The organism is Ruoffia sp. FAM 20857, assembly GCF_045528645.1.
In the GTDB taxonomy this organism is placed as follows: domain Bacteria; phylum Bacillota; class Bacilli; order Lactobacillales; family Aerococcaceae; genus Ruoffia; species Ruoffia halotolerans.
This window is the reverse complement of sequence record NZ_JBGQRB010000012.1, coordinates 32,856-55,402: the sequence shown is the minus strand read 5'-3', so window position 1 is coordinate 55,402 and position 22,547 is coordinate 32,856. Positions and strand designations below refer to the sequence as shown.

Sequence of the window (22,547 nt, the reverse complement as noted above, 5' to 3'; positions counted from 1 at the left end):
AAACTCATTTAGCTAGTGCTTTAGGCTACAAAGCTTGTCAACAGGGTATTGAGACTCGATTTTGGCGAGTTAGTGACCTTGTCTTAGAACTTGAACGAGCATGGAAAAACAATCAATTAGAGCGGTTTAAAAAACGATTTAATCGAGTACAGTTGGTTATATTAGATGAAATGGGTTACGTCCCATTTAACAAGAATGGTTCTGAATTACTCTTTCAATTAATTAGTGATTGGTATGAAACTAAAAGTGTTGTAATTACTTCAAACCTTGAGTTTAGTAGCTGGAACAAGGTCTTTATTGATCCGCGCCTTACTTCAGCTCTTGTTGATCGCTTAATTCATCACGCACACATATTAACTTTTACTGGAGAGAGTTTTCGTTTGAAAAATGCATTATCAAAAAAAGAATAATTAAAAGGAAAAAATTGGATGGCTATATTGTGTACTTTTCGTTGCAATACTATGTACTTCAAATTTGCAAAACACAGCAGTGTTTAAAAGAGTGTTTAAAGTGATTAAAGTGTTTAACCAGTGTATTGAATACCTTCGATATCTAACAATTTCATCTTTACATTAATCCCACCATTATAGCCTGTTAACGAACCATTCTTTCCGATGATACGGTGACACGGAATAATAATAGAAATTGGATTTTGGCCAACAGCGCCTCCAACTGCACGAACTGCTTTAGGATTGTTTATATTTTCAGCCAACGCTCCATAATGAATAGTTCGACCGTAAGGAACATCAAGTAATGCTTTCCAAATTGACTGCTGAAAAGGTGTTCCATTTTGGATGTCTAACACTAAATCAAACTCATTACGTGATCCTTGTGTGTATTCTTGAAGTTGTTTAATCGATTCTGCATTTATAGATTCATCTTCTTGGATAGTAAACCCCTTAAATAGCTTTTCCAAAATCGTTATATCTCCATCGTCTGGACTTACGTAAGCTAAGCCCTTTTCTGTTGAAGCAATCGTATATAACCGATTGAATACCGTATGAAAAGTGTAGTACAAAGTTGGGCTCAAGGTAAACTTCCTTTCTATATAATAACCATTTTATTTGTATCTCTATTATAACTCTTTAAGAATCATATTGAAATGAATGATAATTCATACCAGTCTATGTTAAAATAGTGATTAAAAGGAAATTTCTCCTTAGATATCATTGCATAGAACTAGCATTTAAGTTAAAGTATACATGTCGTGAAACATAGGTTTGTTTCACAAAAGGACTTATTTAAAAGGAGACGGTTATGACAGTCGAAGAATTTATCCAAGCCCTGAATGAAAAGGGCAGTCAATTAACTGAACAACAGATTAATCAGTTTGAACAGTATTACCACCTGTTAGTCGAGTGGAATAATAAGATTAACTTAACGGCAATTACTGAAAAGCCAGATGTGTATTTAAAGCATTTCTATGATTCATTAATGCCCTTATGGATGGCACCTGATTATTTTAAAGAGAATGCTACTTTATGTGATGTTGGCGCAGGGGCCGGCTTTCCAAGTATTCCAATGAAAATTGTACGCCCTGATTTAGACATTACAATTGTAGATTCATTGAACAAACGTATAACATTTTTAAACCTTTTAGCAGAGGAATTGAACTTAACAGGCGTTAAGGCTGTTCATGGTCGTGCAGAAGAAGTTGGACAAGACAAAGCCCACCGCGAACAATTCGATATCGTCACAGCAAGAGCTGTAGCAGCTTTAAACGTCTTAAGCGAATTGTGTTTACCATTAGCAAAAAAAGGTGGCTACTTCATTGCTCTGAAAGCACAAAGAGCTGACGAAGAAATCGTTAAAGCGAAAAAGGCTATCGCAACGCTTGGAGCGAAGTTTGAAGAGCAAATTAGCGAGATGTTACCCATTGAAGATAGTGAGCGTGAAATCTTAGTGATTCGCAAAACTTTAGAAACACCGAAGAAATATCCAAGACGTCCTGGTAAACCAGCCAAACAACCGTTATAACAAGGAGGAGATCGCATGAGTAAAATGATTGCAGTCGGTAATCAAAAGGGTGGTGTTGGTAAAACCACCACAACAGTTAACCTAGGAGCTGCTTTAGCAACTTTAGGTAAAAAAGTATTAATCATTGATTCTGATTCGCAAGGAAATGCGACGAGTGGTCTTGGGGTAGAAAGAAGCGCATTAGATGCAAGCTTGTATGAAGTACTCATTGATCAAATTCCAATTCAAGATGTCATCGTTGAAACAAGTCAAGATAACTTATGGATTGTACCGTCAAACATTCAACTTGCAGCTGCAGAGTTAGAACTAGTAAATATTGAAAACCGCGAGTCACGCCTGAAAGAAGCAGTGGCCCCGATTCGGAAAAATTATGATTATATCTTAATCGACTGCCCACCTTCATTAGGTCAATTATCAATTAATGCTTTTACCGCAAGTGATACAATTTTAATCCCAGTACAAGCTGAGTATTACGCGCTAGAAGGATTAACACAATTATTAAATACCATTCGTTTAGTTCAAAAAACTTATAATCGCAATTTCCGTATCGAGGGCGTGTTAATTACAATGCTCGATGCACGAACGAATTTAGGCTTTGAAGTGATGGATGAAGTACGTAAGTATTTCCATGAAAAAGTCTACCGCACAGTCATTCCAAGAAATATTCGCTTATCAGAAGCACCTTCTTATGGGCAATCAGTCATTGAATATGATTCTCGTTCAAGAGGTGCGGAGATGTATGTTGAACTGGCAAAGGAAGTGATTAGTAATGGCGAATAATAACCAACCTCGTAAACGAGGTGGCTTAGGCCGAGGTATGGATGCCTTGTTTTCAGCATATGAGGAAACTCCAGGCGAAAACGAAATCGTAGAAGAGATTCCATTAGATCAAATTCGTGCTAACCCCTATCAACCGCGTAAAACATTTAATCAGAAAGCTTTAAATGAATTAGCTGATTCGATTAAACAGTCCGGTGTATTTCAACCTGTAATTCTTAGAAAATCGACAATCAAAGGTTATGAATTAATCGCTGGTGAACGGCGTGTTCGTGCAAGTCGACTGGCAGGTAAAGAGACAATTCCAGGTATTGTTCGTGAACTAGATGAAGAACAAATGATTGAAATTGCAGTGGTAGAAAACCTACAACGTGAAGACTTGAGTCCTTTAGAAGAAGCTGAAGCATATAACATCTTGATGGAGAATCTTGATTTAACACAAGCGCAAGTGGCTGAAAGAATTGGTAAAAGTCGCCCATATATCGCCAATTACTTACGTCTATTATCATTACCAGATGAAATTAAGACAATGGTTGGGGAACAATTATCGATGGGACAAGCGCGTACAATCTTAGGTCTTAAAGATAAAGACCAACTGATTCCAGTCGCAAAACGTGTCGTAAGTGAAGGAATGACTGTTCGTCAACTCGAAGAATTAGTTCAATCATTAAATGATGAAGCTCCTAAAGAAGACAAAGAAAAAGAAAAAGACAAAAAAGAAAAAGCCAAAAAACCACCCCATTATCTTGCGATTGAACAAGAAATGCAAGATTACTTTGGGACAGCTACGACAATTAATCAACGTGGTGAACGTGGTAAAATAGAAATTGAATTTTTATCTGAATCAGATTTAATTCGAATTTTAGATTTATTAAATATACATTTATAGGGAGTGGACAAGATGAATCGTAAAGAATTCGATAAACTCGATATTGTCGAAATGAAAAAAACACACGCTTGCCAAACAAACCGCTGGCAAATTATCCGTATGGGGATGGATATTCGTATACAATGTATGAATTGTAAGCATATTGTGACGATGACTCGGCGTGATTTTGAAAAGAAAATGAAAAAAGTACTAGAAAAAGCAGAATCTGCTGAATAAGTTTAAATAAAAGAAAGAGAGTGACTACATGGCATTAACAGCTGGTATTGTTGGCTTACCTAACATTGGTAAATCAACACTTTTTAACGCAATTACAAAAGCAGGGGTTGAAGCAGCAAACTATCCGTTCGCGACGATTGACCCAAACGTTGGAGTGGTAGAAGTACCTGACAAACGTTTAACAGACATTACAGAAGTAGTAAAACCTAAGAAAACAATTCCAACAACTTTCGAATTTACAGATATCGCAGGGATTGTAAAGGGTGCAAGTAAAGGCGAAGGATTAGGAAACAAATTCTTAAGTAATATTCGCCAAGTGGACGCAATTTGTCACGTTGTTCGTTGTTTCGAAGACGAAAATATTACTCACGTTGACGGGAAAGTGGACCCACTTTCAGATATAGAGACAATCAACTTAGAGTTAATCTTAGCTGACTTGGAATCGATTGATAAGCGATTAATACGTGTCCAAAAATTAGCTAGAACTAAAGATAAAGATGCGTTAATCGAGATGGATATTTTAGAACGCTTGAAAGATGCACTTGAAAGTGATCAATTAGCGAACTCAGTTGAATTCACAAAAGAAGAAGAGCCGATTGTAAAAAGCTTATTCTTATTAACACGCAAGAAAATGTTATATGTAGCAAATATTGGTGAAGAAGAAGTAAGTGATCCAAGCTCAAATCCTCACTTACAAAAGGTCATTGAATTTGCTGCTACACAAGGAGCAGAAGTTGTTCCAGTATGTGCAAGTCTTGAAGAAGAAATTGCGATCTTAGATGACGAAGAAAAAACAGTGTTTTTAGAAGACTTTGGTTTAGAAGAATCAGGTTTAGACCGTTTAATTCAAAAAGCTTATACATTATTAGGCTTAGGAACATACTTTACAGCAGGTGAGCAAGAAGTACGCGCTTGGACATTCAAAAAAGGAATGAAAGCTCCTCAAGCAGCTGGAGTGATTCACTCGGACTTCGAACGTGGATTCATCCGTGCTGAAACTGTTTCTTACGACCATTTAATGGAAGCTGGAAGCATGGCTCGTTCGCGTGAATTAGGTTACTACCGTTCAGAAGGTAAAGAATATATTGTTAAAGACGGCGACATTATGCTATTTAGATTTAATGTCTAGATCGATCGGGGGAAATTATGTCAGAAGATAACAAAAAAGAATTCGAAGAGAAAGATGTAGAAGTGACAACTGATAAAGTAGCTGAAGAATCAATTGAGACGGCTAAAGAAACAGAAGTAGCAAGTGTTGAAGAATCTCAAGAAAGAAATGTTATTGCTGGGATTAAAGAAAGCCAGTTTGCAGAATTAACGAACAAAAATAAGCAATTTATGTTAAGTGTAGATAAAAAATTATCTGACCAATTACACTATGAAGTTCAAGAGCGAGTCTATGCTGAAATGGTGGATACGTTACTAGACGGGCAAATCAATAGCCAAACAGCACGTCAGATTTATGGAACGCCGACAGAAACTGCTAACTTAATTATAGAACAAGAATTCCCAAATCCAGAAAATGCACCAGTTGAAAAGTCACCTGATTGGCAAATTGCTTTAGACGGTGGGCTAATGCTAGGTTCATTATTCACATTCATCACAGGTATCTCAATGTTGAATGCGGATGCGGGGACAACTTCTGCTTTCATGGGCTTAACTACTTTAATTATTAACTATATTGTTGCAGGTGTTGCGATGTTAATTACTTCTAAAGTTATGCCAGATTTAGATGCACCTAAAGGTGAGCGTCGTTTATGGCGCTACTTCGGAGTGTCTATTGCCGCAATGTTTGGTTGGTTCTTAATCGTAAGTATCAGTGCCGTATTACTTCCATCAGCATTGAACCCAGTCTTTGAATCAATGACTTATATCATTATTGCCGCTGTAACCTTTGGTTTACGCTTCTTATTAAAGAGACAATTAAATATTCAAGGTGGCGTATTCTAACCACCTCAAATCAACCAACCAAGTTTAACTTGGTTGGTTTTTATTATAGATGTTGAAATTCACGAACATTCCAATTTTTTATGAAGTGAATGTTAAGTATTCGGTTGATAATAAAAGCGCTACGTGGTAACTTAGTAAAAATATAGAAAAGACAAATATATAGGAGGATTTAAATGAACGCATGGAACACTAAATTTCAACGCGAAGGATATACATTTGACGATGTGATCCTCGTACCAGCAGAAAGTCATATTTTACCTAATGATGTTGATTTATCAGTAGAATTAGCCCCTAACTTAAAGTTAAATATCCCAATTTTATCGGCAAGTATGGATACAGTTACCGAATCAGATATGGCGATAGCAATGGCACGCCAAGGAGGACTAGGTGTCATTCATAAGAACATGTCAATTGAAGCACAAGCTGAAGAAGTTCGACGTGTTAAACGTTCAGAAAATGGCGTCATCTTAGATCCATTTTACTTAACTCCTCAACACACTGTTCAAGATGCTGAAGATTTAATGTCTCGTTACCGTATTAGTGGCGTTCCAATTGTTGAATCTGAAACAGACTTAACTTTAATTGGAATTATCACAAACCGTGATACACGTTTCATTAATGATAATCAAGCTCTAATTTCTTCAGTGATGACTAGAGAAGCGTTAGTTACAGCGCCAATTGGTACATCTTTAGAAGAAGCTGAACGTATCTTATTCGATCACCGTATCGAAAAATTACCCTTAGTTAACGAACAAGGTCACTTATCAGGTTTAATTACGATTAAAGATATTGAGAAAGTAATCCAATACCCAAATGCAGCTAAAGATAGCCATGGACGCTTATTAGTTGCGGCAGCGATTGGTGTGACAAGTGATACATTTGAACGTGCACAAGCATTAATTGACCAACAAGTGGATGCTTTAGTTGTCGATACTGCCCACGGACATAGTGCGGGTGTTATTCGTAAAATTAAAGAAATTCGTGACACATACCCAGACGTTACAATTATTGCTGGGAATGTTGCGACTGCTGAAGGTACACGTGCGTTATTCGATGTCGGTGTTGACGTTGTAAAAGTAGGTATCGGACCAGGTTCTATCTGTACAACGCGTGTTGTTGCAGGTGTTGGTGTACCTCAGTTAACAGCAATTTATGAAGCAGCTACTGCAGCCCGTGAATACGGAAAAGCAATTATTGCTGACGGTGGAATTAAATACTCAGGCGATATCGTCAAAGCGATTGCTGCTGGTGGAAATGCTGTTATGTTAGGTAGTATGTTAGCTGGTACTGATGAGTCGCCAGGTAACTTTGAAATTTACCAAGGACGTCGTTTCAAAACTTACCGCGGTATGGGTAGTTTAGCGGCTATGGAAAAAGGGTCAAGTGACCGTTACTTCCAATCTAAAAACGAAGCAAACAAACTAGTTCCAGAAGGAATTGAAGGTCGTGTTGCTTATAAAGGTAGCGCTCAAGATATCGTCTTCCAAATGCTAGGTGGTATTCGTGCAGGTATGGGTTATACTGGATCAGCAAACTTAAAAGCTTTACGCGAAGAAGCACAATTCATCCGTATGAGTGGCGCTGGACTTATTGAGTCTCACCCACATGATGTTAATATTACAAAAGAAGCACCAAACTACTCACGCGCTTAATTTGCTGAAGTGATTTGGTTAACGAAAATACTCAACAATGTAGTGATTAATTAGCTATATTGTTGAGTTTTTTTGTGTTCTTGGGAGCTTAGGACAGGGAATTATATAGAAGGTGCTTTGAGAATTTTTCAAGGATACAAAACGTTAAAAGGGTGCCTTGAGAAAATCTCAGAGCACCAAACCATCCCTGAGAACTTTTCAGGGATACAAAACGCGAAAAAAGTGCCTTGAGAAAATCTCAGGGCATCAAACCATCCCTGAGAATTTTTCAGGGATACAAAACGCGAAAAAAGTGCCTTGAGAAAAAGTCAGAGCACCAAAGCATCCCTGAGAACTTTTCAGGGATACAAAACACGAAAAAAGTGCCTTGAGAAAAAGTCAGAGCACCAAACCATCCCTGAGAATTTTTCAGGGATACAAAACTCGAAAAAAGTGCCTTGAGAAAAAGTCAGAGCACTAAAACCACCGTATTCGACCTAATATGAATCTTTGATTATGAGACTATGAACATTGTTTGACCTTTATATGAACATGGGGGTTATGACATGACAAGAATTTCGAGGGTGTTACAATGAGGTTGTAGTTAAGAAAAAAGAAACCCGACGCACAATAATGAAAGGATGCGATACAAATGATTCGCAGAAACAGTCGGAACTTAAAATTAACAGCCACTTTATTAGCATCGTTGATGGCACTTGGTTTTGGACAAGTTCAAACCAACGCACAAGACTTTGTTAGACCTGAACCAGGAGACGAAGCCTATCTACCAAACTACTCACTCGTGGAGCAATATTTCCCAAGTGTAGATGCAGCCGTTGAATATGCGAATGCAAATTTCAATATTGATATTCATGCTGACTTTTATGTCACTATGGATGAAAACGGTGCTTACGTTTATTATGAACTTTTAGAGGACGTTGAAGAACCTGAGGAACCTGCACCTGACCCTGAAGAACCAGAAGAAGGTACTTATGTTGTTCAATCAGGCGATTCATTATATAGTATTGCCAATGAATATGATGTTAGCGTCCAAGATATTATTGACTGGAATAACTTAGACAATGATTTCTTACAAATCGGACAAGAATTAATCGTAGTAGATCCTGGTAACGGCGAAGACCCCGAAGAACTCGAACCCGATCCAGAGGAACCAGATGATAACATTTATGTTGTTCAATCAGGTGACTATTTATATGGAATTGCTAATCAATTCGGTATTAGCGTCCAAGATATTATTGACTGGAACGACTTAGAAAGTGATTTCTTACAAGTCGGACAAGAATTAATTGTAGTAGATCCTAGTAATGGTGAAGAACCTGAAGAGCCTGACCCAGATCCGGAAGAACCAGATGATAACATTTACGTTGTTCAATCCGGTGACTATTTATACCGAATCGCGAATGAATTTGGTATTACAGTCGATAATCTGATTGATTGGAATAACCTAGAAAGTAATAGCTTATTTGTTGGTCAAGAATTAATCGTTGTTGACCCAGATAATGGAGCGGAAGAACCAGACCCAGGCGACCCTGAAGACATTATTTATGTGGTTGAAGCGGGAGATTACTTATACCGAATCGCTGCTGAATTTGGGGTAACCGTTCAAGATATTATTGACTGGAATAATCTAGAAAGTGATGCCTTGCAAGTTGGAGACCAATTAATTATTAGACAATAATTGCTCATACTAAAGAAGTAAATAAATAATATGAACCACTAGTGGAGAGGGCTAACTAAGTCATCTTCACTGGTGGTTTTAGTTATACTGAATTATGGGCTTAAATTGTGAAAAACTTATGTCATTTTGACATCATTAATCGTAACTACTATTTTTTGTGTTTAAAAAAGGTATAATAGTTATTGAGTACATTTAATTGTAAAGAAGGAGGATTATGATGCGTATATTAGTAGCAGACGATGATCGCGAAATCGTAGATCTTTTAAATATTTATCTAAAAAATGAGGGTTATGAAGTTGTAAAAGCATTTAATGGTGAAGAAGCTTTAAATCAGTTAGAAGAAAGTCAAGAATTTGATTTGGTTATCTTAGATGTGATGATGCCAAAAGTAACGGGATTAGAAGTGGTTGAAGTGATGCGTGAAAAGGATATGAGCATTCCAGTAATTATGGTGAGTGCCAAATCAGCGGATCACGAGAAAATCGAAGGCCTATTTGCTGGAGCGGATGATTATGTAACCAAACCCTTTAATCCTTTAGAGGTGATGGCACGTGTGAAATCAATTCTACGCCGTCAACATAGTTATTCAGGAATGGAGACACCAGGAGATACAATTGAGGTTGGACCTTTAGTTATACGCCGGGATTCTCATGAAGTGAGAACAAATAGCGGTACTGAAATTCAATTGACAGCTCTAGAGTTTGGAATTTTATTTCTTTTATCAAGTAACCCAAACCGTGTCTTTAGTGCGGATGAAATCTTCGAAGAGGTTTGGAATCAAGAAAGTGTTGTGAGTGCCAAAACCGTCATGGTTCATGTGAGTCATTTGCGTGATAAAATTGCTCAGGCAACTGGAGGAGACAAAGTCGTTCAGACTGTATGGGGAGTAGGCTATAAGGTTGAACGATGATAATAAACAAATCTTATCTACCCAATTAACACCTTCACAAAAGATTGATTTAATTCGTTATACCTCAAGTGTTCTCTTCATTGTATTCTTTGTATATTTAGGGATTATACTTGGCTTTGATATTGTAATTAATACCCGTTTAGATTTTCTACGTGGGGGGAATTTTTTCCAGTTTTTCCAGTTGTGGCGCATTCCATATAACCAAATTATTACGCTTATCGTATTAAGTATCGGAGGACTCATTACATATCGCCGTATGGACAGACAGCGTAAAATGATGAAGATTGGTCGTGCTTTAGAGCATTTAAACTACATATCTGAAAATAATAAATACAATTACCGAATCGAGAGTACGCAAATTGGTGAATTGACAGATATTATTGATAGTATTAATCAACTGGTTGAAAGTACAGAACATTCACTTGAAGAGGAACGACGAGCGGAAGAGACGAAAGATGAGTTAATCGCAAATGTCAGTCATGATATTCGGACACCACTCACGTCAACGATTGGTTACTTAGATGCTGTGATTCATAAGCAGTATCAAAGTGAGGAAGAGAAAGATAGCTATATTGGGATAGCGTACGAGAAGGCGAAGATGATGCGAACGTTAGTGAATGATTTATTCTTATATATTGAATCAGGACAAGCAACGTATTCGCTTGAAGCTCAATCCATTCCTATCAAGTTTTTCTTTGAACAATTGGCAGCTGAATTTGAGTTAACAGGTGACGAGCAAGGCGTAGACATTGTTGTAGAAGTTTACCCAGAGGATTTATTCGTACAGATTGATGTCGATAAGATGGCAAGAGTGTTCAGTAATCTGATTTCTAATGCATTTAAATACGGTTTTGGAGATGTCATTCGCTTGCGCGCTTATAAATCGAGTGATGATGCGAGTGTCTATCTGGAAACGCGAAATAACGGTGAAATACTTGCGGAATCTGAGTATAAGAATATCTTTGAGCGGAGTTACCGAACTGAGAAATCAAGAACATCTGAGATTCCTGGAAGTGGTTTAGGACTTTCAATCGTAAAAAATATCGTTGATCTACATGACGGTTTGGTTTTTGCGACTGTGGAAGATAATGAAACTGTCTTTCGTATTAAATTAAAAAATATAGAAGAGAGTGGTGGCGAATGAAGTTAAGATATTTATTTGTCATTTTGTTAATCACCTCGTTTTTATTACCGCAACAAAGTAGCCAGGCACAATCAACCGCGCCAACGATTGATGCAGTTTCTGCCATTTCAATTGATAGTGAGAATGGACAAGTCTTAATGAGCCAAAATGCAGACGAAATACTTCAAGTTGGTTCAATAAGTAAATTATTATCCGTTTATGTTGCTTTAAAAACAATTGAAGCACAAGATGAGTGGACACGCGAATCTATTGTTCCCATCTCAGATGAAGCATATCAATTGAGTCAAGATTATAATATTGGTAATGTGCCTTTAAGACAGGATTATAATTATACAGTCAATGAATTAGTCGAAGCTGTTTCAATTAATTTAGCAAATGGTGCCACACTTGCTTTAGCTGAAATGGTGGGAGAGACGGAAGCGGATTTTGTTAAAATGATGGAAACGCAGTTGTTAGAATGGGGCGTTGAAGAATTTAACCTCATTAATTCAACAGGGTTAGAAGACAATGGTGAAACCAATACCTTTTCTGCAGAAGTTGCAGCAATCATTGCCTATCATCTGGTCAATGACTTTCCGGATTATTTAGATTATAGTGATCAAGCAAAAGCAGTGTTTAAACCGAATACGGATGATGCGATTGATATGAATAATTATAACCAAATGCTAAAAGGAAAGCCTTATGAACGTGAAAACGTCCTAGGTTTAATGCCAGGATCTTCCGAACAAGACGGCAATAGCTTTGTCGGTTATTCGAATGAAGATGAGTTTGGTATAATTACAGTTGTATTAGGAACTGAAGATGAAGATACTCGCTATGAAGAGACAGATCGTCTCATGGACTACAGCTATAGTGCTTATATGAAAGAACTTGTTGTAAGCGAAGGGCAACCGACGACACAGGTGAATACCATCAAAGTAGAAGGTAGTTCCGAAAGTGAAGCGGAGCTTATCTACGGCGAAAATATGTCCTTAGTTGTTCCAATTATTGATACCGCTCCGCGTTTGGAGTACGAATTCTCAAGTAATGACGCTTTATTTGAAGATAGAAGCTATTTAGTGGCACCGGTTGAACAAGGAGAAGTCGTTGGAGAGATGACTATCTACGGTGCTGGCACTGAATTTACGTATTTACCTTCGACGAAAGGGAACCACGTTCCAGTCGTTCAAGCAGAGCCCATTGAAGAAGCAGCCTGGTATGTGAATGGCTGGCATTCCTTCTCAAACGGCGTGAGTAATACGTGGGAGTCCACACGACGATTCTTCGTTGATTTGTTTAATTAGTCAGTGAATTAAGAAAGGATTGGATATAATGAGTCAATTTGAAAAAGCAATATTTGCTGGAGGGTGTTTCTGGTGTATGGTTCATCCATTTGATGAAATGGATGGAGTTGAAGCGGTTGTTTCAGGTTATACTGGAGGCCAGACTGAAAATCCGACCTATGCACAAGTAACAAGTGGTGAAACAAATCATACAGAAGCGGTTGAAATTACCTTTGATCCAGAAAAGATAACGTACCAACAATTGCTTGATATTTATTGGTCAAGTATGGACCCAACAGATGCGACGGGTCAATTTTATGACCGTGGAACATCTTATCGTCCGGTGATATTCGTTAATTCTGAAGAGCAACGTCAATTAGCTAAAGAATCAAGAGAAGCTTTGGATAAGAGTGGGCGATTTGGTAAACCCGTCGTTGTACCGGTTGAAGACGCAAAACCATTTTATGAAGCAGAAGATTATCATCAAGATTATTATAAGAAAAATCCTGAACACTATAATCGTTATACTATTGGGTCAGGACGAGCAGCGTTTGTTGAAAAGCATAAACAATAATGAATAGAGTCCGTCAATGAAGTTTCTAACAAATTAATTTTGTTGGAAATTTTTTTTGTGGTTAGTTATGTAAATGCTATAATAAGTTTAGAGAAAACCAAATAATGACTAAAGGAAGCGATTAGAATGATAATTAGAGCATTAGAAAAGAATGACTTACCTTCGATTCATATCATCAATAATGAGCGCGAGATGATGGCCTATTGGTTCGAAGAGCCCTATGAATCCCTTGATGAATTAGAACGATTATATGATAAGCACCTCTTCGATTCTTCTGAAAGACGCTTTGTCATTGAAGTCGCCGGTGAGTTTGTTGGGGTTGTTGAATTAATGGAAATCGATTATATTCATCGTAATTGCGAAATACAAATTATTGTCATTAAACGATTCCGTGGACAAGGCTTAGCACAAAAGGCTTTACGAAAAGGAATTGAGTATGCTTTTTCAATTTTAAATATGCATAAAGTATATTTAATTGTGGATGCAAATAATCATCCAGCGGTCCATATCTATAAAAAATTAGGCTTTAGACAAGAAGGAACAATGAAAGACCACTTCTATACAAATGGACAATATCGGGATGCTTACTTTATGGGTATCTTGAAAGACGAAGTAGAATTTGACTATGTAAAATAAAAAAGATCCACTACTGACCAAAATATCAGTAGTGGATTTTTTGTTGTACCAAGTATTAATAGAGTTCGTGAATGTCATCGAAGTTTTCGCGTTCTTGTTCAATTTGGGCTTTATTACCAATCACGGCAATGGTCCCTTTATCAATCACTGAGCGGAATCCTTCACTTAAGACAGTTAAGCTTGCTTCAGTTGTAGCTAAAACTTCTTCCTTAAGTTGAATCACATCAGCTGTCGTACGGCCCACTTGGTGACGAGAGAATGCACGCTTTCCTTTGTGATAGGCAGACAATGGTTGGTCTAAATTACTTAATGTACCAATGATTGCTTTTAGTAAGCTGGCGTCATCAAGTTGCAAGGTTTCAATAAAATCTGGAATCCCTTGATACGTTTGGATTGTCTTCTTAATATTAGGGTCGCGGTATGAACTTAATTGGAAATCTCCATTTAAGTTGTGACGGAACATCGAACCGTATGCGCCACCTTTAACTCGAATATTATTCCATAAGTAATCGTAACGTAAGAAAGTAGATAAGACGAGTGAAGATCCAGAATAAGTCAATTCATTCGTCGCGTCTGAGGCGAAACCAACATAGTTTACATCTTGAGCAGTAATAAAGGCTTCATTCTTTTTCTCGCCGGCTTCATACGTCACAGCAGCGCCTAAAGCGTCACTTCTTAAAGAAGCAAAAGCTTCGGTAAAGGTTGTTTTCACATCTTCTAAGCGATTTTCTTCACCAATATAAAGTGCATGAATACGTTGTTTATTTAATAAACGTTCTAACATATTTTGAAGTTTTTCACTTAAGTCACTCATATCATTGGCTTTAATTTGTTTTAAAAGCTCTTTCGTGAAATTAAATTGATCAATCCCGTTAATTAATTCCCCTAATTTGCTGACAGGTTTCACTTGGCTTAAGGCACGTGAAGCAGCGATCACATGAGCAGTGGAGTTAATATCATCTTCAAAATCAGACACATGACGTTGAGTGATATTTAATAATTCAGTTCGGTCAGTAAACTGAGTTCCTGTCATAATTTCATTAATTAACTCAACTAATTTAGTAAATGATGTTTCCAGTGATTTACCTCGTAATGTAAAGTAAGGTTTTGCTTCGCCAGTCACTGTTTCATAAACTACGACGCCCCCGTGAATACCACCCGTGTGTAAGTCAATTTGCGTTTGCAATTCTGCAACAGAATAATTTTCAGTCGGTAAGTCACCTAATAATTGGCTTAAATAACTTAATAATAAGTAATCTTCCCCTTCAAAGTCAGACACATCAAAGTATAGATCAAGGTAATCAATTCCAGAAGTAAATTGGTCCGCGTGATACAGTGTTGTTCCTTCGAATAAAGTACTTTCAGTTAAAGGATAATCTTCTGTTTCAGTGGATAAATCTTCTTTATCTAATGTCGGAATTGCCGCTAAATCCTCTGCTTTATCTGGAGCCTCTTGACGAGCGATGAGCGCTTGTGTTTGCTCAACTAATGTATCAATTTCTTGGTCAGAAAGGCTTGCTTTGTACTCTTGTAAAGCTTTGAATGTTTCTTTTTCAAAAGCATCATTTTTTCCAGGTTCAGCTTTTAATACGATGTTCACACGTCTAGTATTATTCAATAATTTATCTTGAATCAATTGTTCAAAGTAACCTTCTTCAGATAATTTTGCTAATAAATCAAGTTTATCTGAGAATTCCAGTGAAACGAAAGGAGATAAATCATATAACCATGTGTTTAATGAACTAATCGCATAAAGAACGCCGCGTGGATTACTTTCCGAGATGGCAGATTCTTTTAAGCGGAAAGTGATTTTGTTTAAGGCTGCTTGAATTAATTCTTTTGAGATACCATCTTTAACGATGTCTGTTAAAGTGGACTCAACCACTTCTTTAAAGCGGTCCATATTGTTTTTGTCACTATATTTTGCATCGATTGAGAAGACTGCAGGATAGCCGACTTGGAAGAAATCACCATTAATGTCCCCGCCAATTTCAGCTTCGAGTAAGGCTTTCTTTAAAGGCGCTTGATTATTACCAAATAAAATCTCAGCTAACACACGTAAACCGTGTTGCTCTAAGGAATCTGAAGCTGTTGCGGTATGCCAAGCAATCGCCAAGTAATCTTTTTTATCGGGGTCATCGCCGTCTGTAATTGAATAGGTTAATTCAACATCTTCTTCCTCAGGTTGAGTTGCTTCAAAAGTTAAATCAACGGCTGGCTCATCCAATTGACCTTTGCCATCAAAGTAAGAAGCAAGTAAGCTAAAAGCGTGATCCGTATCTAAATCTCCGTACAGAATCGTTAATGAGCTACTTGGATGGTAGTGTTTCTCATGGAAATCAAGAAAAGCTTCTTGTGTTAAAGACGGAATGGTAGATGGTAATCCACCTGATTCGAATTCATACGGTGTTCCTTTGTATAAATACTTTTGAATAGCTGTATACAATTGGCTGTCAGGTGAGGCTGTCGCACCTTTCATCTCATTATAAACAACACCCTTGTAGATTAAATCATCTTCAGCATTTTCTAAATGATAATGCCAACCCTCTTGTTCAAGAATTTGTGGATTTGAGTAAATCAGTGGTTGGAAGACCGCATCTAAATAAACGCTCATCAAATTCGAAAAATCTTTTTGATTAGTTGATGCGACGGGATAAATTGTCTTATCCGAGAAAGTCATCGCATTAACAAAGGTGTTTAAAGAACCTTTGATTAGTTCAACAAAAGGCTCTTTCGATGGGAATTTCTTTGAGCCGTTTAAGACCGAGTGTTCTAAGATGTGGGCAATCCCATTATCATCGTAAGGGGGTGTTTTGAAAGCAATTGTGAATGCTTTATTTGTGTCATCATTATCTAAGTGTAATACTTGAGCACCAGTTTCTTCATGCTCATATAACTTACCAATTGAATGAATATCGTTTAATTCTTTGGTTTCGATTAATTTAAAAGTCATACAATCCTCCATTGTAAAATTTATTATACTATTAGCATATTTTATCTGGAATTGATACTTAATACAAGGAAAGGGGCCTTTCAAGACAAAAGAACCCCTCAGGAAAATGCTAAAATAAAAAAGATATTCAATATTCTGGTTAATTTACCAGAATTATTGAATATCCTTGTTGTAAAGAAGTCAGTTGGGAGTGTTTGCTAAGATTCATGCTATCTTGCACCACCGCCGCCACCTCCGCCGGCACCGCCACCTCCACCTGAAGATGTCGCACCACCAGAACCGCCACTGCCTCCACCAGCGACAACTGAATTAAAACCACCACTAGAAAGGCCAGTTGACCAATTTCGTCTGAAATGCATCGTACTATGCCAGTAATGAGTCGGTGTATAAGTCGTGCTACTGTCATCATAAGCTTTTTTCATTGGAAGAATATCTTCGTATTGCTTCGCAATCCTTGTTGCTGCGCCACCAATCAGCGCCCAGACTAAAATACTAGATAATTGTGTATCTTCTTGAACATGATCTACCTCAACATCATCTAAATAAGCGACATATTGTGTAATATGATTGAATAACTCTTCACCTTTGGGTGTTGATTGAGGAATTGCGATTGTTTGCTTCCAAACTTTGTCTTCAACAACATTGAGATACCCAGCATCTTCTAGATATTCTATTGAACGCGCTTTAAGAATGAGCTCGAATTTTGTTACTTCGTCCGCATGTTCTTTTGCCCATTCCATCATAACTGTGGAATCAATTTCACCATGAGAATCCGAAGCATCGAGTAACATGATCCACATGCCTTCCTCGATTGTAGAATCTTCAGGGTTCTTCTCAATCCATTCGTCAAAAGCCATCGCCGGTTGTTGTTGATCGAAATCTTTAACATGAATATAGGTTGTGTATTTATCACCAAAAAATTTATCGCTCTTAAAAGTTTCAATTTCAATGAGGTCTTCACTTAGCCATTTAGTTAAGTAAGCTGCAAAATAATCTTCAAAGAAACCTGCTTGCAGTTCTTGGAGTAAGAATGCGATATTAGCAATGTCATCACCGTATTCAGGAACTACATCGGTTGTTTTGCCTTTATTCATTTTTATTCGTTCTGCTCCGGTAACCATCGCATTGTTCTCGCGTTTTATTTTTCGAACTTTGAAGAAATATACCATGCTTGCAGTGAATATACCTAAACCTGGAATAAACGTGATTCCAAATATGAGCCAAAAAATCCAACTACTATCTGACAATGATGAAGATTCATTGTAAGAGGATCCTTCGTTGGCCATCTCTCTTTGTTCTTCAAGCGTCATATCTACACTTGCGCTAGTATTAAATAAATCCGAAGGAAACTGCAGCAAGACCGTGACATTGTTTCTATCATCAAGTGATTCTTCTGAAGTCCAAACAATTTTCTCCCCTTGCATCTGGATATCACCATCAAAGCCGTAGCCCCAGAAGTTTGTATTATCCTGAGATAAGCCGACTGGAGAATCAATCGTTAAAGTTAAATCCTCTGTTGGAATACCTAGGAATGTATCAAAGTTCCATAGTAAGCCTTGCCCGTCATTTAAATTCCGGACGACATTCGACAACGTATAAGTTAGCTGGTAAGTTTTATCCCCGTGCTCACCCATACCCCATACGAGCTCTGCATCATCGTCATCGCGAATGATACCGTAGTATCCTTCTTTTTCTTCTAAAGATTGATCTGAATCCCAAACAGGATTAAAGTTATAACCTTCCACTGAAAAATTCGATACTTCTGAATCTTGTAAGTTGTTCAACTCAATATATAATTCAGTCCCATCATCAGCCGTCATGTTACGAGTTTCTTCAACAATTGCTGATCCATCTTCTTGAAGTTCCACTGAAATATCAATGGAATGAATTTTATTATCGGCAAATACTTTTTCCCCTTGCAAGGTGAGGGCAGTAGCGAGTATAATACTGAGAGTAAATAGAATACGTCTCATATTTTTTCACATCCTTTTGTTTGTATATTCAGTTTACCATATATCAAAAGCCCGACATAACAGTAACCAGCGCGTTTTTGATAAATAATAAAAAAACTTTTTAAAAAGTGTTGACAAAAGGTATGGAAATATCGTATTATATATAGGTCGTCAAAACGACTCGCTAGCTCAGTCGGTAGAGCAACTGACTTTTAATCAGTGGGTCGCAGGTTCGATTCCTGCGCGGGTCATACTAATCTCATCATAATAGTGATTAGTTAATAAACAACAAGCCGGCTTAGCTCAGTTGGTAGAGCATCTGATTTGTAATCAGAGGGTCGAGGGTTCAACTCCTTTAGCCGGCATAACATACACTACATCCTTACTTCGGTAGGGATGTTTTTTTGTGCTTATTTTTATAATCTACTTATAGAAAAAAACTAATTTTTTCTATAAGTAATCATTCAAGTGTATGTATGAGTATTTCGAAAAACTGAAAAGTTGTTCCATAAGTTGTTCCATAATTGACTTACCCAATGTTTTGGATTGTAAATACGTAGTTTATAAGCTCATAAAATTCGCAAATTTGTCTGCAGCATCTTCACGTCTATTTTCAGTAACATGGTCATATATATTCATTGTGGTTTCTATACTTGAATGACCCAATCTTTCTTGTACTTCTTTCATTTCAAGACCAGCTTCAAAGAGCAAGGCACAGTGAGTATGTCTGAATCCATGGACATTGATATGTTTTAAATCGTGAGTCTTAATAATACGTTGAAGCGCTGTCCCGATATAGTAAAGATTAAGGTGATGATTTTCTTTATTCGTAAAAACCAATTGATTAGGACCATTTGAGTTATACCCAAGACTTAATAATTGTTTTCGCTGAACCTTCCTCCATTGTGTTAAGATTTTTAATGTTTGAGGATCTAATGAAATAGTTCGTTTACTGGACTGAGTTTTCGGTTCTTGGAAGACTGATTTATGTTCACCTTCAGCAATAACCCTTCTTACTGATAATGTCCCATTAACCTCGTCAATGTCCTTCCATTTTAACCCTAAAGTTTCACCACGTCGTAAGCCTGTGAAGGCCAGAAGATGGAACATAACATTCTTGATTTCATTTTCGGTTTCACTTACACACTTAAGAAAGTGAAGTAACTCGTTCTTGTTATAGAATGGAGCATCGTAATGTTTCTTGTGTGTATTTTTTGGTCGAATTACTTTGGCCATTGGATTATCTGTACAGTAATTTAAACTAATAGCATACTTGAATATCCGATTAACTACACTTACTAACATTGTTGCTTTGGTATATGATGAATACCAGTTATTAACGATGTCTTGACACATTTCAACTGTAATCATATCCATATAGTAATCTTTAAATAAAGGTAATATACGAATGTCAGTTGCCCGTAGCAATAATATATAAGTATTTTCTTTAACCGTTAGTTTATATTGTTTAAACCACATCCGATAAACGTCTTCAAACCTTATACGTTTAGGTTCTTTTTTTAATGTTCCTTGATTTTCCTCGAATTCAACTTCTTTTCTTGCAATAAAAATCTTTGCTTCTGTTTTAGTATCAAAACCTTTTTTACGAAGCATAACTTTTTTACCTGTGAACACATCTATTCCAATGTAATGGTGTACTTCATATTTAATTTTTCCATTTTTCAATGTATATGGTTCTATCATTTTTATTTTTCTCCTATCTTACGTGCCAGCGTGATAGAAGATTTTAAACTCTAAATATTATTATACGTATAAGTAATTGACACAACATCTCCAAGAACCGCTGCGTCAGCGATCGTATAAATTTTACTGTAGCGATTCCCCGCAATAAACAACACATTATCGCCTTCATACTTTATGATACGCACTAATGGTGTAGTTTCTCCATCGGGTAGTATAACGACTAAACTCCCATCTTCAGCATTCGTTTCATCTTTAGCTAGAACGAGTGCATCTTCAATAATATGCGGTCTCATTGCTGTATCCTCCACTTTATAAAATGATAAGTTACTTGTTACGATACTCTTGACCGGAATCTCGATAGATTCTTTACTAATAAATTGCCCGTTAACTACTTTATCTATAAGTGGTACAGCAATTACGTCGAGTATCTTTGAATCTGACCAACCTAGCAGGTAGGCAGGAGACACTTCAAGTACAGTAGCTAATTCATGCACCACATCAATTGGTACTTGGCCTGCCTCATATCGGAAAACACTACTACGACCTTTCCCTATTAAAGTAGCTAGCTCTGATAACGATAAGCCTTTTTCTTCCCTAGCCTTTTTTATTCGATTCACTTGTTCCAATTATTCACCTCCTATTTGTTAATCTATTAATCATTATAATGAACGCTCTCATATTTAGCAACATATAAGTGATGAATCGTTCCACAAAATGAAATAATTGCTTGATTCATTTATAGAAATTATGTAAATTATGAATAGATTATTAATTCAATTAATCAATAATCTTAATTCATGCATATTTTAGGAGGATTCATGGAAATTATTAACAAGAACTTATTGAAAGCAAAAATTGCGGAGTGTGGTTTAAATAATGGTGTGTTAGCTCAACTAATAGGCGTTAATCGCGGAACGATAAGCAATATTTTGAACGGTAAAACGAAACCCAGTTATGACGTCATCAATGGCATGATTTTCACTCTAAATCTCACCTCAGAGGATTGTTTTAAAATATTTTTTTCAGTTAATACAATTGGTTTTGAGTACGACAACAAAACGGCGGAAGCTTGCTGATGGAAGTTATGACTACAGAAAAAGCATTTGAATGTATAGCAAACAATATGTTCAAGGTACACTCAGTAACAATCTTCAATCATATTAAAAAAATGGAGTTACGTATTGAAGAGCTTGAGCGTGAAAAAAGAAAAGCATACCTCAAACAAAAAGAAGTATGTTCAGAGTTTGGTATAGGTCACTCGACTTTAAAGAATTGGGTTTCTAATGGTTTACCAGAAATTTGGATTGAGAATCGCGTCTACTATGACCGAAAAGATATAGAAACATATATGGATAAACATAAAATTTAAAAGCGTGCCAGCGTGAAAGGAAATAAAGTTTTATGACTCAATTAATGTTATCTAGGAATTTAAATGTAATTGAATCAGAAATTAAAATGTATAAAGAATCTATGGGACGGTCTGTTTTTGAAATAGGACGCCGTTTAAATCATGTAAAAGAGAAAGATTTGGTGCATGGCCAATTTATAGATTGGTTAAGTAATATAGGTATAGAACGACGCAAAGCTAATCGAATGATGCGTATTGCTAAAGAATTATCTGAAGATGAGACAACGTTGTCGCACTTAGGTGTGACTGCTTTAGAGCTAATCGCATCACTTCCAGAAGAAAGCAGACATACTCCTGCAATGACGAGTAGTGGTGCTATAAAACCACCAATAGATATGACAGTAAGAGAACTTAAAGAGATGAAAAGTAGCATTAATACGGAAAGTGAACCTGTTAAACCCACTCAAGAAGTAATACAGCCACCTAGACAAAGAGAACAAGACAGACTGCATATAGAGACACTAGAGTATGAGCTCGAGTCAATGAAGATGAGATTTGCTCAAGTGAATCAACAATATGAAGATGTTCTACAACGTGAGGAAGAGTCTAAAGAAAAAGCGGATCAACTTGATACTTTGAAAAGAGAACTTAATCAAAATAAAACTGAACTTGGAAAAATTGAATCACAAATTGCGAGTACACTTGATTTGCATGACTTAAAACGAACTGTAGACACATTACTCATAACAATATCACCTATGAAGTACCATTCAACATTTAAAGCAAGTAGCAATAATATGGATTTACATCAGAAGTTTGAAGAGATAGTTACTTCAGTTAGTCAGTGGTGTGAGGATATGTACGGGTTATTACATAAATCAAACATTATAGAAGCAGATTTTGAAGAATACGATTACTAGGAGGA

The 22,547-nt window shown here is 36.8% G+C and carries 22 protein-coding genes and 2 tRNA genes; 19 read left to right on the top strand and 5 right to left on the bottom strand.

Annotation, left to right across the window (positions count from 1 at the left end):
* Nucleotides 1-410, top strand: a 410-nt coding sequence (locus ACEN4N_RS04425; RefSeq protein WP_407093757.1) for an ATP-binding protein, incomplete at its 5' end; no start/stop codon positions are given.
* 113 nt (nucleotides 411-523) lie between these two features.
* Here the strand turns inward: ACEN4N_RS04425 and ACEN4N_RS04420 are convergent.
* Entirely contained in the window at nucleotides 524-1,030 is a 507-nt protein-coding gene (locus ACEN4N_RS04420; protein ID WP_328590783.1) for a methylated-DNA--[protein]-cysteine S-methyltransferase, read from the bottom strand.
* A gap of 227 nt (nucleotides 1,031-1,257) precedes the next feature.
* On the opposite strand from ACEN4N_RS04420, the gene rsmG reads away from it, so the two are divergent.
* The 13 genes from rsmG (at nucleotide 1,258) to ACEN4N_RS04355 (ending at nucleotide 13,665) form a co-directional block, all read left to right on the top strand.
* The gene (gene rsmG, locus ACEN4N_RS04415) at nucleotides 1,258-1,977 is read left to right on the top strand and encodes a 16S rRNA (guanine(527)-N(7))-methyltransferase RsmG (protein ID WP_138404943.1); all 720 of its coding nucleotides are present in this window, start codon (nucleotides 1,258-1,260) and stop codon (nucleotides 1,975-1,977) included.
* A 15-nt stretch (nucleotides 1,978-1,992) separates the two neighbouring features.
* Complete coding sequence (locus tag ACEN4N_RS04410; protein WP_138404944.1) at nucleotides 1,993-2,757, top strand: ParA family protein; 765 nt, start codon at nucleotides 1,993-1,995, stop codon at nucleotides 2,755-2,757.
* Nucleotides 2,747-3,643: a ParB/RepB/Spo0J family partition protein gene (locus ACEN4N_RS04405; RefSeq protein ID WP_407090938.1), complete on the top strand. Its 897-nt coding sequence runs from the start codon at nucleotides 2,747-2,749 to the stop codon at nucleotides 3,641-3,643. Before ACEN4N_RS04410 ends, ACEN4N_RS04405 begins: the two co-directional genes overlap by 11 nt.
* Before the next feature lie 12 nt (nucleotides 3,644-3,655).
* Complete coding sequence (locus tag ACEN4N_RS04400) at nucleotides 3,656-3,859, top strand: DUF951 domain-containing protein (protein ID WP_407093756.1); 204 nt, start codon at nucleotides 3,656-3,658, stop codon at nucleotides 3,857-3,859.
* Nucleotides 3,860-3,887: 28 nt separating this feature from the next.
* A complete protein-coding gene (gene ychF, locus ACEN4N_RS04395) occupies nucleotides 3,888-4,988 on the top strand; it encodes a redox-regulated ATPase YchF (protein ID WP_407093755.1) in 1,101 nt (366 codons plus the stop codon).
* Between the two features lie 17 nt (nucleotides 4,989-5,005).
* Complete coding sequence (locus ACEN4N_RS04390) at nucleotides 5,006-5,809, top strand: DUF1129 domain-containing protein (RefSeq protein WP_407090935.1); 804 nt, start codon at nucleotides 5,006-5,008, stop codon at nucleotides 5,807-5,809.
* 173 nt (nucleotides 5,810-5,982) lie between these two features.
* Entirely contained in the window at nucleotides 5,983-7,461 is a 1,479-nt protein-coding gene (gene guaB / locus ACEN4N_RS04385; RefSeq protein WP_407089998.1) for an IMP dehydrogenase, read from the top strand.
* 631 nt (nucleotides 7,462-8,092) lie between these two features.
* On the top strand, nucleotides 8,093-9,139 hold the full coding sequence (locus tag ACEN4N_RS04380) for a LysM peptidoglycan-binding domain-containing protein (protein WP_407089997.1): 1,047 nt from the start codon (nucleotides 8,093-8,095) through the stop codon (nucleotides 9,137-9,139).
* A gap of 217 nt (nucleotides 9,140-9,356) precedes the next feature.
* On the top strand, nucleotides 9,357-10,049 hold the full coding sequence (locus tag ACEN4N_RS04375; RefSeq protein WP_138404966.1) for a response regulator transcription factor: 693 nt from the start codon (nucleotides 9,357-9,359) through the stop codon (nucleotides 10,047-10,049).
* Nucleotides 10,039-11,193, top strand: coding sequence for a sensor histidine kinase (locus tag ACEN4N_RS04370; RefSeq protein WP_407089996.1), 1,155 nt, complete (start codon nucleotides 10,039-10,041; stop codon nucleotides 11,191-11,193). The genes ACEN4N_RS04375 and ACEN4N_RS04370 overlap by 11 nt, the downstream gene beginning before the upstream one ends.
* Nucleotides 11,190-12,476, top strand: coding sequence for a D-alanyl-D-alanine carboxypeptidase family protein (locus ACEN4N_RS04365; RefSeq protein ID WP_407093754.1), 1,287 nt, complete (start codon nucleotides 11,190-11,192; stop codon nucleotides 12,474-12,476). Before ACEN4N_RS04370 ends, ACEN4N_RS04365 begins: the two co-directional genes overlap by 4 nt.
* A gap of 28 nt (nucleotides 12,477-12,504) precedes the next feature.
* Complete coding sequence (gene msrA / locus ACEN4N_RS04360) at nucleotides 12,505-13,029, top strand: peptide-methionine (S)-S-oxide reductase MsrA (RefSeq protein WP_197105107.1); 525 nt, start codon at nucleotides 12,505-12,507, stop codon at nucleotides 13,027-13,029.
* Between the two features lie 126 nt (nucleotides 13,030-13,155).
* Nucleotides 13,156-13,665, top strand: coding sequence for a GNAT family N-acetyltransferase (locus tag ACEN4N_RS04355; protein ID WP_138404953.1), 510 nt, complete (start codon nucleotides 13,156-13,158; stop codon nucleotides 13,663-13,665).
* 55 nt (nucleotides 13,666-13,720) lie between these two features.
* Here ACEN4N_RS04355 and ACEN4N_RS04350 read toward each other — a convergent pair whose 3' ends face one another.
* Together ACEN4N_RS04350 and ACEN4N_RS04345 are read right to left on the bottom strand one after the other, a co-directional pair.
* Entirely contained in the window at nucleotides 13,721-16,618 is a 2,898-nt protein-coding gene (locus ACEN4N_RS04350; protein ID WP_407089993.1) for an insulinase family protein, read from the bottom strand.
* A 209-nt stretch (nucleotides 16,619-16,827) separates the two neighbouring features.
* Complete coding sequence (locus ACEN4N_RS04345; RefSeq protein WP_407089992.1) at nucleotides 16,828-18,591, bottom strand: DUF2207 domain-containing protein; 1,764 nt, start codon at nucleotides 18,589-18,591, stop codon at nucleotides 16,828-16,830.
* A 157-nt stretch (nucleotides 18,592-18,748) separates the two neighbouring features.
* Between ACEN4N_RS04345 and ACEN4N_RS04340 the strand changes: the two genes are divergently transcribed.
* Nucleotides 18,749-18,821, top strand: a tRNA-Lys gene (locus ACEN4N_RS04340).
* A gap of 41 nt (nucleotides 18,822-18,862) precedes the next feature.
* Nucleotides 18,863-18,935: transfer RNA gene (locus ACEN4N_RS04335), tRNA-Thr, on the top strand.
* Between the two features lie 196 nt (nucleotides 18,936-19,131).
* Here the strand turns inward: ACEN4N_RS04335 and ACEN4N_RS04330 are convergent.
* Together ACEN4N_RS04330 and ACEN4N_RS04325 are read right to left on the bottom strand one after the other, a co-directional pair.
* The gene (locus ACEN4N_RS04330; protein WP_407093753.1) at nucleotides 19,132-20,274 is read right to left on the bottom strand and encodes a tyrosine-type recombinase/integrase; all 1,143 of its coding nucleotides are present in this window, start codon (nucleotides 20,272-20,274) and stop codon (nucleotides 19,132-19,134) included.
* 50 nt (nucleotides 20,275-20,324) lie between these two features.
* Complete coding sequence (locus tag ACEN4N_RS04325; RefSeq protein WP_407093758.1) at nucleotides 20,325-20,891, bottom strand: helix-turn-helix domain-containing protein; 567 nt, start codon at nucleotides 20,889-20,891, stop codon at nucleotides 20,325-20,327.
* A 201-nt stretch (nucleotides 20,892-21,092) separates the two neighbouring features.
* Between ACEN4N_RS04325 and ACEN4N_RS04320 the strand changes: the two genes are divergently transcribed.
* From ACEN4N_RS04320 to ACEN4N_RS04310, 3 genes are read left to right on the top strand one after another with little or no spacing between them, the layout of a single operon-like run.
* The gene (locus tag ACEN4N_RS04320) at nucleotides 21,093-21,350 is read left to right on the top strand and encodes a helix-turn-helix transcriptional regulator (RefSeq protein ID WP_407089990.1); all 258 of its coding nucleotides are present in this window, start codon (nucleotides 21,093-21,095) and stop codon (nucleotides 21,348-21,350) included.
* A gap of 8 nt (nucleotides 21,351-21,358) precedes the next feature.
* A complete protein-coding gene (locus ACEN4N_RS04315) occupies nucleotides 21,359-21,643 on the top strand; it encodes a helix-turn-helix domain-containing protein (protein ID WP_407093752.1) in 285 nt (94 codons plus the stop codon).
* A 32-nt stretch (nucleotides 21,644-21,675) separates the two neighbouring features.
* Entirely contained in the window at nucleotides 21,676-22,542 is an 867-nt protein-coding gene (locus ACEN4N_RS04310) for a DUF3102 domain-containing protein (protein WP_407093751.1), read from the top strand.
* Nucleotides 22,543-22,547: the final 5 nt, after the last annotated feature.

Bases quoted from the DNA above. Each gene is read 5' to 3' on its own strand.
- ACEN4N_RS04375 (WP_138404966.1), top strand. From the start codon at position 9,357: ATGCGTATATTAGTAGCAGACGATGATCGCGAAATCGTAGATCTTTTA.
- ACEN4N_RS04365 (WP_407093754.1), top strand. From the start codon at position 11,190: ATGAAGTTAAGATATTTATTTGTCATTTTGTTAATCACCTCGTTTTTA.
- ACEN4N_RS04330 (WP_407093753.1), bottom strand. From the start codon at position 20,274: ATGATAGAACCATATACATTGAAAAATGGAAAAATTAAATATGAAGTA.
- ACEN4N_RS04390 (WP_407090935.1), top strand. From the start codon at position 5,006: ATGTCAGAAGATAACAAAAAAGAATTCGAAGAGAAAGATGTAGAAGTG.
- ACEN4N_RS04310 (WP_407093751.1), top strand. From the start codon at position 21,676: ATGACTCAATTAATGTTATCTAGGAATTTAAATGTAATTGAATCAGAA.
- guaB (WP_407089998.1), top strand. From the start codon at position 5,983: ATGAACGCATGGAACACTAAATTTCAACGCGAAGGATATACATTTGAC.
- ACEN4N_RS04345 (WP_407089992.1), bottom strand. From the start codon at position 18,591: ATGAGACGTATTCTATTTACTCTCAGTATTATACTCGCTACTGCCCTC.
- ACEN4N_RS04400 (WP_407093756.1), top strand. From the start codon at position 3,656: ATGAATCGTAAAGAATTCGATAAACTCGATATTGTCGAAATGAAAAAA.
- ACEN4N_RS04320 (WP_407089990.1), top strand. From the start codon at position 21,093: ATGGAAATTATTAACAAGAACTTATTGAAAGCAAAAATTGCGGAGTGT.
- ychF (WP_407093755.1), top strand. From the start codon at position 3,888: ATGGCATTAACAGCTGGTATTGTTGGCTTACCTAACATTGGTAAATCA.
- ACEN4N_RS04350 (WP_407089993.1), bottom strand. From the start codon at position 16,618: ATGACTTTTAAATTAATCGAAACCAAAGAATTAAACGATATTCATTCA.
- msrA (WP_197105107.1), top strand. From the start codon at position 12,505: ATGAGTCAATTTGAAAAAGCAATATTTGCTGGAGGGTGTTTCTGGTGT.
- ACEN4N_RS04380 (WP_407089997.1), top strand. From the start codon at position 8,093: ATGATTCGCAGAAACAGTCGGAACTTAAAATTAACAGCCACTTTATTA.
- ACEN4N_RS04315 (WP_407093752.1), top strand. From the start codon at position 21,359: ATGACTACAGAAAAAGCATTTGAATGTATAGCAAACAATATGTTCAAG.
- rsmG (WP_138404943.1), top strand. From the start codon at position 1,258: ATGACAGTCGAAGAATTTATCCAAGCCCTGAATGAAAAGGGCAGTCAA.
- ACEN4N_RS04410 (WP_138404944.1), top strand. From the start codon at position 1,993: ATGAGTAAAATGATTGCAGTCGGTAATCAAAAGGGTGGTGTTGGTAAA.
- ACEN4N_RS04355 (WP_138404953.1), top strand. From the start codon at position 13,156: ATGATAATTAGAGCATTAGAAAAGAATGACTTACCTTCGATTCATATC.
- ACEN4N_RS04405 (WP_407090938.1), top strand. From the start codon at position 2,747: ATGGCGAATAATAACCAACCTCGTAAACGAGGTGGCTTAGGCCGAGGT.